This is a genomic window from Alphaproteobacteria bacterium, assembly GCA_016699305.1.
Lineage (GTDB): Bacteria > Pseudomonadota > Alphaproteobacteria.
The window spans coordinates 648,504-664,734 of the sequence record CP064970.1; the positions used below are offsets into that span (position 1 = coordinate 648,504).

12 protein-coding genes, 1 tRNA gene and 1 pseudogene are annotated in these 16,231 nt (G+C 58.1%); 8 read left to right on the top strand and 6 right to left on the bottom strand.

What is annotated here, in order from left to right; all coding sequences use genetic code 11:
* On the top strand, positions 1 to 1,143 hold the full coding sequence (locus IPI58_03000; GenBank protein QQR69643.1) for a M48 family metallopeptidase: 1,143 nt from the start codon (positions 1 to 3) through the stop codon (positions 1,141 to 1,143).
* A 187-nt stretch (positions 1,144 to 1,330) separates the two neighbouring features.
* A complete protein-coding gene (locus IPI58_03005) occupies positions 1,331 to 1,867 on the top strand; it encodes a phasin family protein (GenBank protein QQR69644.1) in 537 nt (178 codons plus the stop codon).
* Between the two features lie 84 nt (positions 1,868 to 1,951).
* Here IPI58_03005 and typA read toward each other — a convergent pair whose 3' ends face one another.
* Positions 1,952 to 3,775 carry a translational GTPase TypA gene (typA, locus tag IPI58_03010; GenBank protein QQR69645.1) on the bottom strand — a complete coding sequence of 608 codons (1,824 nt, stop codon included), beginning with the start codon at positions 3,773 to 3,775 and terminating at the stop codon, positions 1,952 to 1,954.
* Positions 3,776 to 3,963: 188 nt separating this feature from the next.
* Between typA and IPI58_03015 the strand changes: the two are divergent.
* Positions 3,964 to 4,365 (top strand): annotated as a pseudogene (locus IPI58_03015) (DUF4167 domain-containing protein).
* 690 nt (positions 4,366 to 5,055) lie between these two features.
* The gene (rsfS, locus tag IPI58_03020; protein ID QQR70023.1) at positions 5,056 to 5,490 is read left to right on the top strand and encodes a ribosome silencing factor; all 435 of its coding nucleotides are present in this window, start codon (positions 5,056 to 5,058) and stop codon (positions 5,488 to 5,490) included.
* A 568-nt stretch (positions 5,491 to 6,058) separates the two neighbouring features.
* Here the strand turns inward: rsfS and nuoH are convergent.
* From nuoH to IPI58_03045, 5 genes are read right to left on the bottom strand one after another with little or no spacing between them, the layout of a single operon-like run.
* The gene (gene nuoH, locus IPI58_03025) at positions 6,059 to 7,096 is read right to left on the bottom strand and encodes an NADH-quinone oxidoreductase subunit NuoH (protein ID QQR69646.1); all 1,038 of its coding nucleotides are present in this window, start codon (positions 7,094 to 7,096) and stop codon (positions 6,059 to 6,061) included.
* A gap of 38 nt (positions 7,097 to 7,134) precedes the next feature.
* Positions 7,135 to 7,890 (bottom strand): flagellar type III secretion system pore protein FliP, encoded by a 756-nt coding sequence (fliP, locus tag IPI58_03030; protein ID QQR69647.1) that lies wholly within the window; start codon positions 7,888 to 7,890, stop codon positions 7,135 to 7,137.
* On the bottom strand, positions 7,887 to 8,183 hold the full coding sequence (locus IPI58_03035; GenBank protein QQR69648.1) for a flagellar biosynthetic protein FliO: 297 nt from the start codon (positions 8,181 to 8,183) through the stop codon (positions 7,887 to 7,889). The genes fliP and IPI58_03035 overlap by 4 nt, the downstream gene beginning before the upstream one ends.
* Positions 8,183 to 8,464, bottom strand: coding sequence for a hypothetical protein (locus IPI58_03040; protein ID QQR69649.1), 282 nt, complete (start codon positions 8,462 to 8,464; stop codon positions 8,183 to 8,185). Before IPI58_03040 ends, IPI58_03035 begins: the two co-directional genes overlap by 1 nt.
* 12 nt (positions 8,465 to 8,476) lie before the next feature.
* Entirely contained in the window at positions 8,477 to 8,794 is a 318-nt protein-coding gene (locus IPI58_03045) for an EscU/YscU/HrcU family type III secretion system export apparatus switch protein (protein ID QQR69650.1), read from the bottom strand.
* A gap of 198 nt (positions 8,795 to 8,992) precedes the next feature.
* Between IPI58_03045 and IPI58_03050 the strand changes: the two genes are divergently transcribed.
* The 4 genes from IPI58_03050 to IPI58_03065 all read left to right on the top strand — a co-directional run bounded on the left by IPI58_03050 (position 8,993) and on the right by IPI58_03065 (position 16,167).
* Complete coding sequence (locus IPI58_03050; protein QQR69651.1) at positions 8,993 to 9,544, top strand: DNA-3-methyladenine glycosylase I; 552 nt, start codon at positions 8,993 to 8,995, stop codon at positions 9,542 to 9,544.
* 170 nt (positions 9,545 to 9,714) lie between these two features.
* Positions 9,715 to 9,789: transfer RNA gene (locus IPI58_03055), tRNA-Thr, on the top strand.
* Positions 9,790 to 10,614: 825 nt separating this feature from the next.
* Entirely contained in the window at positions 10,615 to 14,388 is a 3,774-nt protein-coding gene (locus IPI58_03060; protein ID QQR69652.1) for an RHS repeat protein, read from the top strand.
* A gap of 297 nt (positions 14,389 to 14,685) precedes the next feature.
* The gene (locus IPI58_03065; protein ID QQR69653.1) at positions 14,686 to 16,167 is read left to right on the top strand and encodes an RHS repeat-associated core domain-containing protein; all 1,482 of its coding nucleotides are present in this window, start codon (positions 14,686 to 14,688) and stop codon (positions 16,165 to 16,167) included.
* Positions 16,168 to 16,231 lie beyond the last annotated feature (64 nt).

Genomic DNA, 16,231 nt, shown 5'->3' on the forward strand with positions numbered 1-16,231 from the left:
ATGGCCCTTGGCTCTTCCGGTCTTGCCACTTGGCAGTGGAATAATAATTTTAAATCTGTCCTGCTGTTGGCGCTGTTGCCGGTGATCTTGGTGGGCGTCGTGTGGGTGGGCAGCCTTGCCGTCGGACTGACCATGCAGGCAGAGAACGGTCAAGAAACCCCCATACGTCCCGGTGTTTACCGTTACAGCCCAGCTTCACCAAGCATAGCGCGACAGATGGCCCCGACATGGAGCCAGCAAGCCAATGTCTCGGATCCCATGGAATTCGCGGCGCATACCACGACTATCCTGCTGCCTTGGGTGTTGGGCGCGGCGGGGATATGGATGTTGATCGGATTTCTTTTCCACCAATTCCTGATTGATAGGGCATCGGGCGCGCGCCCCTTACAACGACGGGACGCGCCGGAACTATACAATCTTCTCGAAAATCTGTGCATCTCATGCGGCCAGAAGATGCCCGTTTTGCATCTGATCGACACGCCGCAGATGAACGCCTTCGCCAGCGGACTTTCCGATTCCTCCTATACCGTCACCGTCACCCGTGGCCTGGTTGAAAGCTTGGACGCCAAAGAAATGGAAGCCGTCTTGGCGCATGAGCTGAGCCATATCCGCCACCGAGATGTGCGCCTTTTGGTCATTTGCGTGGTGTTCAGCGGCTTGCTGGCCCTGGCCGGGCGCGTGGCCTGGGAGAGCATGCGCACCTCGTCTTGGAGCAGCGGCAGCCGCCGCGATGGACGCGGCACGGTGGTGTTGATGTTGATGATGGCTTTGGTCATCGGCCTTGGATATATGATGGCCAATCTGGTGCGTTTTGCCCTTTCGCGGCGGCGCGAATTCATGGCCGATGCCGGGGCCGTTGCGCTGACCAAGAATCCGGACGCCTTGGCCAGCGCCTTGATACGGATATCCTCTCGCGCCGAATTGCCCGGCGTGCCGGCAGGCGTCATGGATATGTGTATCGAGAATCCTGCCAGTCAATTCTTTGGCCTCTTTTCCACGCATCCTTCCATTCCCGACCGGATCGCCGCTTTGCGTATGCTGGGAGCCTCGATCGTTCCGCCATCAAATCGCATTACACCGGAACAAGCGCCCCCCACAGCACAAAAACGCGGTCCTTGGTCCAGACGCGGCCCTTGGGGTTGACCCAAAAAACCGCGAATGCATGCCCGAATAGGACGCTTCGTAAAGGTTTAGTAAGACTCTCAGGCTTTAATACGCAGCGCATGCTTGACAAGCAGAATGACCCGGGTTACATTCGGTCATGCTGCAGTGCAGCAAAGCGATCACCGACACCCCCGTCGTCCCCTAGCGTCATCACATGGAGGTTCCTATGGTAGCTCGTACCCGCAAGTCCCCCGCCAAGAAGGCCCGTGCCTCGGCCACCATCATCCCGGCCAATTTCGGCGGCAAGGTCGCCATCGAGAAAATGCAAAAGGCCGCATCCGAGCAGGTCGAATCGACCCTGGCCGGCGCCACCAAGCAGATTGAGCAGGCTTCGGCGCAGATGCGCAAAGCCACGGATGAATTCACCTGCGTGGGCCGCGAAAACATCAACGCCGCCATCGCCAGCAGCAACACCATGGCCAAGGGCTATGAAGAGATCGCCAAGATCTGGATGGAATCGACCCAGAGCTTGATCGAATCCGTTCTGTCCACCAGCAAGGCCGTGTTGGCTGCCAAGACGATGCGCGATGTCGTCGAGCTGCAAAGCGACCTGCTCAAGGGCGTGTTCGACTCGGCAGTGGCCGACAGCACCAAGATCTCCGAGATCTCGGCCCGCATGAGCAGCAAGGCGGTCGAACCGATCAGCCGCCGCATGAATGCCACGGTCGAGAAGCTGTCTTCACACATGAAGAAAGCTTCCTAATATCTTGTAGATATTAGCTAAAAAGATAGCGCCGCCGGGTCACCCCGACGGCGCTTTTCTTTTGTCTAGCAGGATAGAACCGCCTTAACCCTCGATCATCTTTGCATGACGCTTGCGTTCATTGGGATCCAAATAACGCTTACGCAGGCGGATTGACGTGGGGGTCACCTCGACCAATTCATCATCGGCGATCCAGGCGACGGCCTTTTCCAAGCTCATCACGATGGGCGGGGTTAGGCGCACGGCCTCGTCCTTGCCGGCGGCGCGGATATTGGTCAGCTGCTTACCCTTGGTCACATTGATTTCCAGGTCGTTGCCACGGGTATGCTCACCCACCACCATGCCACGAAAGACGCGGGTGCCGGGGGTGATCATCATCGGACCGCGCTCTTCCAGCTTCCACAAGGCATAGGCTGCCGCCTCGCCGTCCTCGCTGCTGACCAACGCCCCCGTGCGCCGAGCCGAGATCACGCCGCGATACGGCGCGTAATCATGAAATAAACGATTCATGATGCCGGTGCCGCGCGTATCGGTCAGGAATTCGCCGTGATAGCCGATCAGGCCGCGAGTCGGGACCAAGAACACCAAGCGTTGCTTACCGCCGCCCGAGGGGCGCATATCGGTCATCTCGCCTTTGCGCTCGTTCAGCTTATTGACCACGATGCCCGAATAAGCCTCATCCACATCGATGATTACTTCCTCAATCGGCTCCAGCCTTTGGCCGCCGATGGGATCGTCGCGGAACAAGACGCGCGGACGACTGATGGACAGCTCAAAGCCCTCGCGTCGCATCGTCTCGATCAAGATGCCCAGCTGCAATTCGCCGCGTCCTGCGACCTCGAAGGATTCTTTTTGCTCGGACTGGGTGACACGGATGGCCACATTACCTTCGGCCTCGCGCATCAGGCGGTCGCCGATCACGCGACTGGTGACCTTGCTGCCCTCTTGTCCGGCCAGCGGGGAATCGTTGACGGAAAAGGTCATGGCCAAAGTAGGCGGATCAATGGCCTGGGCGTGCAAAGCCTCTGTCACTTCCATGGCGCATAAAGTATCGGCCACGGTGGCGCGGGAAAGTCCGGCAATCGCCACGATATCGCCCGTCTCGGCCTGATCGACCGCGATGCGCTCTAGCCCTCTAAAGGCCAGAACCTTGGTGGCGCGTCCCTGCTCGATCACGCCGCCATCTCGCGCCAAAGCCTTGATGTTCATATTGGTCTGCAAGCGACCAGCCTGGATACGACCGGTCAGGATGCGGCCCAGATACGGGTCGGAGTCCAAAATCGTCACCAGCAGACGGAAGTGGTCCTCGGGCGAACCAACGCCCGGCGGCGGCACATGATTAAAGATCAACTCAAACAGCGGGGTCAGGCTTTCGCGCGGCCCTTCCGGCTTATCGGCAGCCCAACCGTCGCGGCCCGAGGCGAACAACGTGGGGAAGTCCAATTGGTCTTCGCTGGCGTCCAAGGTGGCGAACAGATCGAAAACCTCGTCATGCACCTGATGCGGCCGCGCGTCGGGACGGTCCACTTTATTGATAATCACAATCGGACGCAGTCCCAAGGCCAAGGCCTTGGCGGTCACGAATTTCGTCTGCGGCAGCGGCCCTTCGGCGGCATCCACCAACAGCACCACGCCATCGACCATCGACAAGATACGCTCGACCTCGCCGCCGAAATCGGCGTGGCCGGGTGTGTCCACGATGTTCAGTCGTTTATCTTGCCAGCTTAGAGAGGTCACCTTGGACAAGATCGTGATGCCGCGCTCGCGTTCCAGATCATTACGATCCATGGCGCGCTCGGCAACCCGTTGGTTGTCTCGAAAAGTGCCGCTTTGGCGCAGCAGGGCATCCACCAAGGTCGTTTTGCCGTGGTCAACGTGGGCGATAATCGCAATGTTACGCAGATTCATGGGGTTCCGTAAGCTGCCTGGTTGTGAGCGGAAGGGTGCCTGACCACCCCCTTGCAAAGAAGGCTTGGCAGAACAGGCGGATCAGTCTAGCATAAGGATGCGTTTTCGCACGAGATATGATTGACCTTGCGTCAAGCGCCCCCCACGAGAGTGTGAACCATCCGAATTGACCATCCCAGAGAGGTCCCATGCAACCGACACGCCGCCCCTATAACAGCCAAAATAACCGCCCCCGCAACAACGGGCCGAGCGGTGGGTCGAGCTATGGCAACAACACCGGCGGCGGTTATGGCGGCGGTGGTTACGGTGGGGGCGGCGGTGGCTATGGCGGTGGACGTGGTGGCAGCGGAGGGAGCAGCGGCGGCGGAAGCGGCAATGGAAGCGGACGCGGCGGCGTGCCCTTGCGGCATCAGACCTTTGACAGCAACGGGCCGGATGTGCGCGTACGCGGCAACGCCTTTCAGATTTACGAGAAATATCAGGGGCTGGCGCGCGACGCCACGGCCTCGGGCGACCGCATTGCCGCCGAGAGCTATCTGCAACATGCCGAGCACTACTACCGCATCATGGAGGCCATTAACGAGGCCGAGCAGCAGCGGCAGCCACCACAACAGCCACAACAGCCGCAGCAGCCTCAAATGCCGCCTCAGGCACAACAAGTTCAGCCGCAACAGCAGCCAATTCAACAACCTCAGCCGCAGCTTCAACAACCTCAGCCGCAGCTTCAACAGCCGCAGCCGCAGCGACTTCCGGCGGCCATACCCGCTGCCTCTCCCCTGCCCGAGGTCATAGAGCAGCCCTCTATGATGACCACCGGAGATACCAAGATCACGGCAGAAGCGGCGGCAGAAGCGGCCTTACCGACTGTAGGCATGTCCACCCTGGAAGAACCGGTGACCGTCACGGTCACGCGGCCCAGGGCCAAGGCCAAGCCTGCCCCCGAAGAAACCCAGTCGTAAACCTATCCTGAAAGGTGCACCCTAACCGTGCCTCCCAAGAAATCGGTCACAGGAAAGAAGCCAGCTTCTTCCGCCGCCAAGGCCCCGCAATCCGCTTCCGTCAAACGCGTGGCTTCCTCTGCCAAAGCAACGCCTAAGAAGACGGGGACTAAGATAGCGACGAGCAAAAAGTCGGCACCTGTTAAGAAAGCCACACCGATAAAAAAAGCCGTTCGGACTCCGACCAAGGCATCGACCGGCGGCGCTAAAAAAACCGCCCCCGCCGTGAAGACCAAGGCCGTGACAGTGACGGCCAAAAAGGCCGTTCCCAGCAAAGTGACGATGGCCACGGCAGCGATCAAGAAACCTGCGGTCAAAAAGCCTCCCGCCCCTAAGAAGGCACCGGCCAAGAAAAAAACCGTCGTGTCTGCATCCGCCAAGTCGCTGGGATTTGCCCAAAAGCTACGCGATATCGCCATGCTGACGCTGAATGAGCATCAAGCCGAAGAAGTCCTGGTCACCGATCTTGCCGGACGCAGCCCCTTGATGGATTACATCATCTTAGCCTCTGGCCGCTCGGCGCGGCATGTGGCGGCCTTGGCCGGCCATTTGGGCCGCGCCCTCAGCAAAGCCGGTGCCAAGCGCATCCGCATCGAAGGCCTGCCCCAAGCCGACTGGGCCTTGATCGACGCCGGTGACATCATCATCCACGTCTTCCGCCCCGATGTGCGGCGCTTTTATGGGCTGGATGAGTTTCTGAAAGAGCCTGTGGCCTAAGCACTGTTCACTAAGCTTGGAATACCCGGCTGTTGCTAGGCTAGGGCAGCGATATTCTGAATCAACGCCTCTCACGCTGACGCTGAATTGCAGACTCATTTCTGAACCCCGGCGCCTTCGGCCAGGGCGGGAGTGACGCATGGGGAGAGCTGTTATCTACCCGTTCATCCCCGGCACCGGCAATTTATCGAAGACCAGTAGGAGGCCGAGGCTCTTTACCCCCATATGAGCCATCCTAGAATCAAACCCATGATTCCTCCGCTCAAGGCAACCACGCCATAGGCGATAATGTAAGCTGATTTCCCTTCGTCCATTTCTACCCCCCCTGGTGACTGGGGGTTAGAAAACCTGCTCATAGAGAGGTCGCGTTAGCCTTTAGCCCGAAGGCTTGGACATACGCCAACGCCCCCCAGCCATAGGCTGAGGGTGCATCACGGCCGCACAAGCCGCTATGAGCAGAGGTTTCTACGCCCCATAGACGACACAGGCCGCCCACACAGAGCAGGCTATATTGAAACGTGTGGTGCCTCAAGGCATCATTGCATGGTGACATCTGCCCTGCACCGATTTACCCGTTCATCCCCGCCACCGGCAATTTATCGAAGACCAGCAGAACGCCCGAGGTCAGGACCAGCCAGAATAGGGAAAAGGGCAAAAAGACCTTCCAGCCCAGGCGCATCAACTGGTCATAGCGAAAGCGCGGCAAGGTCGCCCTTACCCAGATAAAGACAAACAGCACAGCGGCGATCTTGCCCAGGAACCAAACGGGGCCGGGGATCCAGTTCAGCGGTTCGACATCCCATATCGGCAGCCAGCCGCCCAGGAACAGCAACGCGGCCATGGCGCTCATCAATATCATATTGGCGTATTCACCCAGGAAAAACAGGGCAAAGGCCATCGAGGAATATTCGGTGTTAAATCCGCCTACCAGCTCGGACTCGCCTTCGGGCAGGTCAAAGGGGGCGCGGTTGGTTTCGGCCAAGGCCGAGATGAAAAACACGATGAATAACGGAAAATGCGGCACGATGAACCACATATCGCTTTGCGCCTCGACGATGCGCGTCAGATTCAACGACCCCGAGGTCAACAGCACGCTGATAAACACCAGCCCAATCGACACCTCGTAAGAGATCATCTGCGCCGCCGAGCGCATGGCCCCCAGCAACGGATATTTCGAATTCGAAGCCCAGCCCGCGATGATGATGCAGTACACGCCCAGCGAAGACAGGGCGAACAGGTACAACAGGCCCAGATTGACATCGGCCAGCACCAAACGCTCGCCGAACGGCACCACCGCCCAAGCAGCCAAACTGAGGGTGAAGATAACGACCGGAGCCAGTAGGAAGAGGAACTTATCGGCACCCGCCGGAATGATAGTTTCCTTACCCATCAGCTTTAGCCCATCGGCCACTGGCTGCAACAGGCCAAAAGGTCCCACCACATTGGGACCTTTGCGTAACTGCATCGCGCCCAGCAAACGCCGCTCGGCATAGGTCAAATAGGCAATCGCAGCCAGCAGCGGGACGATGATCATCCCTATGCGCGCCAGCAGCCACAGGGCATCGGGCACGAACGCCCATAGGTCTCGTAACCAGTATTCAGTCATGTCGGCTTGCTTAGCACGATTAGGCCGCGCGTGCCAAATTACCCCGCCCCGCCATAGCTTTTCACCAGGCTTCCGGCGATCAAGTACCAGCCGTCCACCAGGACAAAGAAAATAATCTTGAACGGCAACGAGATCACCACCGGAGGCAGCATCATCATGCCCATCGCCATCAGCACCGAGGCGATCACCATATCAATCACCAGAAAGGGTAGGAAAAGCAAAAATCCAATTTCAAAGGCGCGGCGTAGTTCCGAAATCATAAAGGCGGGTATCAGGATTTGCAGCGGCGTTTCCTCGGCCTTCGTGGGAGCCTTGGTCTTGCCCAGTTCGAAAAACAGGGCCAAGTCTTTTTCCCGAGTGTGTTTGAGCATGAAGTTCCGAAACGGCACCACGCCGCGCTCAAGCGCCACTTCCTCGGTAATCTCGTTCTGGCTCAGGGGGCGCAGGCTTTGATCATAGGCCTGTTGAAAAGTCGGAGCCATGATGAATCCGGTTAGAAACAAGGCCAGGCTCAACAACACCATATTGGGCGGGGTCTGCTGCAAACCGATGGCGCTACGCAAAAAGCTTAATACCACCACCACGCGCGTGAACGAGGTCACCATCATCAACAAGGACGGTGCCAAAGCCAGCACCGTGACCAATAGCAGAATTTGAATGATCCGCGCCGTGGCGGTTTCCTGACCGCCGCCGCCCAGGTCCAAGGTCAGGCTTTGGGCCATGGCCGTATCGGCTATCAGCCCAACCGCCAGAGCGGTTCCCACAAAGGCGAAGCGGCGCAGCCAGGGATTCATGACGGCAGGTCCTCCTTGGCGGCATGGCTTTCCAGAACCACGGGACGATCACCGCCCAGGACCAACAGATGTTCGGTCCCGTCGCAGCGCACCAAGGCCAAGCGGTGGCGCACATCGATCGGCACGGATTGCACGACCCGCAAACGGCTGACTCCGGAACCCTTCAGCAAGGGCAACCCCGTATCCAGTCCGCGCACACGCTTGTACAGCAGCGTCAACGCGCCCATCAGCCCCAAGACGAAGAGCAGGGCCAGTACACTGCGCACGGCCATGAAGGCGGTATCGGATTCCATCACGTCTCCTTGGATTTTCCGCGCAGGGCCTTGGCCAGCGCATCCAGGCGATGGTGCAGAGCCTCTAAGCCGTCGAGGCTGCGAATCTGCGTATCGCGGTCGGTGTGGCGCAACGCTTCGCAAATCGCGGCGACATCCTCGCCCAGCAAGGTCAGATCGACGCGCTTGCCCGCGCGCGCGCCGCGCTCGGCGCGGCCTATGGCTTGCGCCAAATCATGCAAGGCCTGTTCGATGACTTGCGGTTCAGGCTGAGCGGAGGATGGCGAGGCGGCACGAGGCATATAAAGACACTCCTAACTTGTCGGCAAAGGATGACCCAGACGAGAAACCGCCAGGTCGCGATTGGCGCGATACACATGCACCAGGATTTCCGCGACGGCCACCAGGGCTTCGGGCGGAATCTCACATGCATCGTCCAGCACCGACAGCATCGTGGCCAGGTCCGCGTCTTCGCGCAAGGGCACGCCATGTTCTAAGGCCGCCGCCACGATGCGCTCGGCCAGGCTCCCCTGCCCCGACGCCACCACGCGCGGAACCGCCGCTTTACTGCGGTCATATTCCAACGCGACAGCCACCTTGGGACTGGCGTTCGATGCGTTATCCTCACCCATACCGTCAGCCTTATCCGGGGTCAGGTTAACTCTTCGTTAAGCCCAGCCAGTGAGGCAACACAGGATCAAAGCAACGCCGTTTTGGAATGGCGGACTTCTTTCTCACGCACCAGGAGGGGAACGGATACTATGGCTTTACAAGCCCCGCTCTCATACGCTCTCCTTTATCGGATCAAACGTAAGCGAGGTCGCCCCAAAATGGGTTTTTATTGTGATATGGCCATCGGCCATGCCGTGCATGGGCCGTATCATGACGGGGAATATGGCGTTCCGGTCGATGACGAAGCTACACTTTTCGAACGCTTTTGCCTGGAGATATTCCAAGCCGGTCTATCTTGGGAGATCGTGCTGCGTAAGCGGGCGGCCTTATATGATGCTTTTGATGGCTTCGTGGTGGACAAGGTGGCCGCTTTCGACCAAGTGCGGCAGATGCGCTTGTTGGACAATCCCCAGATCATTCGCAACCGCCTTAAGACTCGCGCCATTATTGAAAACGCTCGGAGATTCCAAGCGCTGCGCGCCACGCATCAGGGCTTTTCCGGGTGGCTGGCGCAACATCACCCGATGCCTTTGAACGCTTGGGTCGTCTGCTTCAAGAAGACCTTTGTCTTTACCGGCCCCGAAATCGTGCATGAGTTGTTGATGAGCATCGGTTACCTTCCTGGCGCACATCGGTCGGACTGCCCATGTTATGCCGCGATTGCGGCATTGGATCCGCCATGGATGCGCAAGTCACCTGCAACGAAATAGCCGCTGGGAGTGCATTGACTTACGGCAACATCAGCACATCGCGGAATTGCATGCCTAGACAAGACGGGGAGAGATAGGATAAGTCGGATTCACAAAAAGCACGGCCCCTTAAAACCCCCCTTGCATCCGAACCACAAAAGCCGGTATCCATGTGGGGTCAGAAACGGCGCGCCGTTGTAGCTCAGGGGTAGAGCAGCGCTTTCGTAAAGCGAAGGTCGGGGGTTCAATTCCCTCCAACGGCACCATTTTTCTGTTCGGCCCAATTTTGCTTGCATCTGTGGATGCGACTTTTTCCTTATTGACACCGTTCTTGTTGCGGGTTAGATATCTCGAAATTGGCACGGAAAAGAAACATACCGACGTATTCAACCGCCGGCATTCCAATAACCCAAGACACCCCAAGGGGAGCATTGACCATGGCCCAGACTTTACGCCCGGATTCACACTCGGATTCCTTCCTTCACACCGCCTGGCAAGACAACAAAAAACTGGCTGTTTGCTCCGCCGCTTTGGCCGCTGTGCTGGCGGTGGGGAGTGCGAGGGCGGATGTGACTTTTAACTATGTGGGCCAGGAGTTTGATACGACAGACTGCCAGAAATCGTACAGTACAAGTTCTATCTACGAGTGCGTCAGCGGTCATGTCACGGCACAAGTGACTTTTGATGATACTGTCAAAGGGTTCACAGGTACTGTTATGGCAATCGATCAGATTGGCGGACAAAGCCACATTCTGGGAATAGCTGCTCAATCTGGAGGGATCAATCTTTCAGTTCAGGGCGGAACACCTGATTCAATAGCCCCCACTACTTTTAACTTTGAGAATGGCTCCATTAAAAGCTGGGCGTTCACGCTTTATAACGCGAACACGATTGATCTTATTCACTCGGAAAATGGCATAGCGAACATAGGAGGACTTTATGCTTCAGATGAAATACAAGGCCCTATAGCCAGCCCCAAGATTCTGAAGGGATATAATTTCAATAAGCCAGGATATTGGTCTTCGGGAGAACCAGCCCAACCTTCTCCATATAAGGGGCTTGATAAAGGGCTTGGATGCTATGGCGGTCCAATGGCCTTTTGCGGCAACCCAATCAATGCCGGAACAGGAAATAAGTTTGAAACGGCGGTGGATATTGCTTTGCCGGGGCATACGGGGCTGTCATTGGCGCGGTTTTATAACAGCCAGGATTCGCGTCAGGGGCTGGGCGATGGCGGGGGATCGTTTGGGGCGGGGTGGCGCAGCAGCTTTGACGTGTCGGTGGTGGCTTCGGGCAGTTCGGCTCAGGTGGCGCGGGCGGACGGTATGTCGGTTATCTTCACCAAGAACGGCTCGGGCGCGTGGGTTTCAGAGGCGGATGTGCATTCCACCCTGGCGCAAAACGCCGACGGCACATGGCAATGGCAGGGCGAAGACGACAACACCTATCGCTTCGACGCCAAGGGCCGTCTGACATCGATCGCCACGCGCGGCGGGTTGACCACCAGCATCGCCCGTACGGCTTCGGGCGCGTTGGCCTCGGTCACGGGTCCGTTTAACCATAAGCTGACCTTCGCCACCGACGCGCAAGGGCGCGTTACCTCGGTCACTGGTCCGGATGGGGCGGTGACCGGTTATGGCTATGACGCCAATAACAATCTGGCCTCGGTGTCTTATCCGGGCGGCGCGTCGCGGCGCTATGTGTATGAGAATGCCAGCTTCCCCCACGCTTTGACCGGGATCATGGACGAAAACGGCGCGCGCTTTGCGACGTGGAGCTATGATTCGAAGGGCAAGGCGATCTCGTCCGAACATGCGGGCGGGGCCGAGAAGGTCACCGTGGCCTATGGCGCGAACGCCGCCACGATCACGACTCCCAAGGGCAGCTATAGCTATGGCCTGACCACGCAGTTCAACGTCACCAAACCCACGGCGGTGACGGGCACGCCTTCGGCGCAGGTGGCGGCCAAGAACGCCACCTATGACTCGAAGGGGCATGTGGCCAGCACCACGGACTTTAACGGCAACACCACCACCTACGCGCATAACGATCGCGGCCTCGAGACCTCGCGCACCGAAGCCTCGGGCACGGCCTTGGCGCGCACCGTGACCACGCAGTGGCACCCCACGCTTCGCCTGCCCACGCAGATTGACGAGCCGGGGCGCAGCACGCGCATGGTCTATGACGGCAAGGGCAATATGACCAAGCGCACGGTCTCGGCGGGTGGGCAGAATTGGACATCGACGGCCACCTACACGGCCAAGAACCAATTGGCCAGCATGACCAGCCCGGGCGGGCGCACCACGCGCTATGAATATGACGCGGCGGGCGGCTTGGCCAAGATCATCAATGCGATGAATCATGTGACGCAGATCACCAATGATGCGGCGGGGCGTCCGATACGCATCACCGATCCCAACGGCCTGGTGACCACTTTGGAATATGACGCGCGGGGCCGTTTGATCTCACGCAGCGAAGGCACGGCCAAGACGCGCTATGAATACGACGCCGCCGGTCAGATGGTGCGCACCTCTCTCCCCACGGGGGCCAGCTTTACCCATAGCTATGACGCGGCGCATCGTCTGGTCCGCACCACCGATGCTTTGGGCAACAGCGTCAATCTGGGCTATGACGCGGCCAGCAACATCACGTCACGCGAGGTGCGCGACGCCAGCGGGGCGGTGGTCACGAAACGCGGGTTCGAACATGACTCGCGCGGCCTGATGACGCGCGAGATCGGGGCCTATGGCTGGGCGACGCGGTATGACCGGGACGCCAACGGCAATATAGAGCTGATCACCGATTCGGCGGGCGCGCTGTCGGATTTTGTCATTGATGCGCTGAACCGCAGGATCGGCAAAGTGGACGCGCTGGGCTATCGCACCGACACGGCGTTTGATACCAACGACCTGCCGGTGCATCAGATGGATCCGCGCGGCCTGGTCACGGAAATCCAGCGCGACGGCATGGGCCGAGTGATCGCAGTGCACAGCCCGGATTCGGGCACGACCACCTATACCCGCGATCCGGACGGCAACATCCTGACCAAGACCGATGCGCGGAACGTGACGGCGACATTTGAATACGACGCCCTTAGCCGCGTGACCCGCGCGGATTACGGCAATGGCGAGGTGTTTACCTATCTCTATGACCAAACGGCGGGCGGCGTGGGGCGTTTATCCAGCGTGACGGGTCCGAACGGCTATGGCCTCACTCAGGGCTATGACGGCCAAGGCTATGTATCGGCGCAGTCGCAGCAGGTGGGCGGGGTGACGTTGCAGACCTCCTATACCCGCAACGCGGCGGGTCAGGTGGTGCGGTCGGTGTTACCCTCGGGCAAGGTGCTGGATTACAGTTATCAGAATGGCCAAGTGGCGCAGATCAACGCCGATGGCGCGGCCTTGGTGACGGGGATCACCTATCAGCCTTTCGGGGCGGCCTCGGGGTGGAAGACATTGGGACTTGTGCATCAGAAACATATTGATCTGGACGGGCGGGTGGATTCCATTCAGATGCATGATGCGGTGATGGGTTTGGGCTATCTGCCCGGCGGCGCGAATGGTCGGCTGGGGACGATCAACGAGACGGGCTTTGCCTCGCAGAATATCGGCTATTACCCCAATGGCTGGGTGCGCAGTTATCAAGGCCCCGACGGCAAGGTGGAGAATTACGATTACGACCCCTCGGGCAACCGCACGGCGCAGCGCGGCGGGGTAAAGGGCGAGGTGCGCTATACCGTCGTGGGCAACAGCAATCAGATACAAAGCATCAATAAGGGCACGACGAGCATGCCGCAGCCCCATGATCTGGCGGGGAATCTGACGCATAACGGCGCGGGTCTGGCCTTGGTTTATAACGGCATGAATCGTGTGGCGAGCGCCAATGGCGTGCCGCGCGCCTATGACCATGCCGGCCAGCGCGTGCAGAAGGGCGCGACCGTGTATGTGCGCGGCGAAGACGGCCTTCCCATGGGCGAATACGACGCAGGCGGCAAGGCGTTGCAAGAAACCGTACGTCTGGACGGCGCGCCGGTGGCCGTGCTGTACCGCGACAACAAGCCCTATGCCGTGCATCCCGATTACCGCGACGCGCCGTTCCTGGTGCGCAAAGCCGATGGCGGCATGGTCTGGGGCTGGCAAGGCAACGGCGCTTGGAGCGACATCGCCCCCGCGCATTACCAAACGGGCCTGCGCGGCATGTTTGACTACACCCACGCCCTGCCCGGCCAGATCGTGGACTCCGACACGCCCAGCCTCAACCCCGAATCCCCTGTGCGCGACAACGGCGCACGATTGATGGATCCGAATACCGGAAGGTTTTTGCAGGTTGATCCCGTGCTGCAGCGGGATGGGGTGAGTCCGTATGCCTTCAACGATCCCGTCAATTTTGTGGATGTGGATGGACGCACCGCCGACCCCATCGGCTATGCGGGCGGGATGACGGCATCGCAATTGCAAGATGCGTATGGTCAGGCTCAAAGAGACTACACAAGATACCAGGCAGATATGCAGCGCCAAGCTGCCATAGACGCTATCCCATTTAATCCGGCCAAAGGTGCCAGTGCAGTTGGAAATTATGTGCAGTGGGCAGCAAATATGGGGCTAGCTTCTTTCAATACATCAATAGGAAATATTCCAACAGCATTGTGGAATACTCAGTCTGGTGTTGCCGCATGGAGGAGAGGAGCACAGCAATGGGATGAATCTATCTGTGAAAGCTGGGGCCAGGCACGGCTCAAGAACCTTAATGGGATGCTTCCTTGGGGAACCGAATACGATGACCCCAATGAACCATCGCCGGTGGGATGGGTCGCTCAAAAAGGCAATGCAATAGGGAAATTTGTTGTGAACCATCTGATTCCATAGGAGGATTTCATAATGAATAAGAGCAAAATTAATACGCTAATTACTATTTCGTTATTAACGATAGTTGTAGCGACGATTTCATCGTATTATAAAATAAATGACGATTTATTCCAAATGTTTTATGCTTTGGGTTTTGTAACTATCATACTCTCCCCGATAGTCGGCTTCTGCTATTTTCTAATCAGGAATCTTATTTCTGGAATGGGGTTGATTGAGAGTGTTGTAGATGCTTTTAAAAGAGGCATAGCCGTTCTGGATAAATGGCTATGCCCAAAATAAAAGCGTGGCGCGGCCTTGGTGACGGGGATCACCTATCAGCCTTTCGGGGCGGCCTCGGGGTGGAGCGCGTTGGGGCAGGCGCATCGGCGCAGTTTTAACCTGGACGGGCATGTCACGGGGATCACGACTCCCGATTTGAATATCACCATGGGCTATGACCAGGCCGAGCGGTTATCCACTTTGCAAGAAGGCAAATTGGGTCTGCAGCGTTTTGGTTATGCGGGGAATGGGTGGTTGGACCGCTACACCTTTACCGACGGCATCACGGGGCGCTATGATTTCGACCCATCGGGCAATCGCACCGCGCAGCGCGACGGTGTGAAGGGCACGGTGACATCGGTGATTGCGGGAAACAGCAACCAAGTGACCAGCGTGACGAAGAACAACGGCAAGACCGTGCCGATGCGCCATGACTTGGCGGGGAACCTGACCTTTGACGGCGTGCAGGACGTGGAGCTTTCTTATGACGGCGCGAACCGCGCCTCGGGCGTGAAGAATAAAGGCACACAGTATCGCTATAACCACGCGGATCAGCGGGTGGAGAAACTGGGCCCCGGCACGCGCGGCGTGGGCAAGGAGATCTACGCCTATGACCTGTCCGGCTTGATGGGCGGCGTGTATGGCCCCGACGCCAAGCCTTTATGGGAAACGGTGCGTCTGGACGGTGCGCCGGTGGCGGTGCTGGGCGGCGATAACAAAGCCTATGCCGCGCACCCCGATTATCGCGGCGCGCCCATCCGCCTGAACGGCGCGAACGGCGCGATGGTCTGGGACTGGCAAGCCTCCGGCCCCTGGGCCGACGTGTCGCCCCTGCACTACACGCCCGGCCTCAGCGCCGCCTTTCCCTTCCACTATCGCGAACGCCTGCCCGGCCAGTTCTATGACGACGAAACCGACATGAACTATAACGGCGCGCGCATCTATAACATGCATCTGGGCCGCTTTAACCAACCCGACCCCGTGCTGCAGCTGGATGGGTTGAGCCCTTATGCCTATGCCAATAACAATCCGGTGGGGTTTGTGGATGTGGATGGAAAAAATTGGGTAGTTGTCCAGTATAGTCCGCAAAGTGCCGCAAATCCATTCGGTCATACTGGAATAGGTTCTGCCACCCCTTCTTCTTCTGTGAAGACAATGGGTTTTTATCCCGCTTACACTGCTTCAACATGGGATAAAGTTACTGGCGCTCCTGTCCCAGGAATAATGAAATGGGATACAGATGAACGTTCTCGTTTAGCTGAAACCGAATTGCAAACTAATTCATCTCAGGATGCGCTTATAGAAATTTATTTACAGAGCATTATCGATAATAAACCTAAATACGAAACATATAACAACAATTGTGCGCAAGTAGTCGGCAATGCTTTGAGAGAAGGAGGTGTGCCTGTTCCAAATAATATATTAACGCCTTCTGATCTAACAAAGTGGCTGGCTGGTTACCAACGGTTTACTCCAAGGCCACGGTCTTCTACGGCTTATACATACGCACCGCAGCCATAAGGAGTTGGTCGATGAAAAAGTGGATGCTATTAGGTGGAGTATTTGCCTTAATTGGAGCAATTGT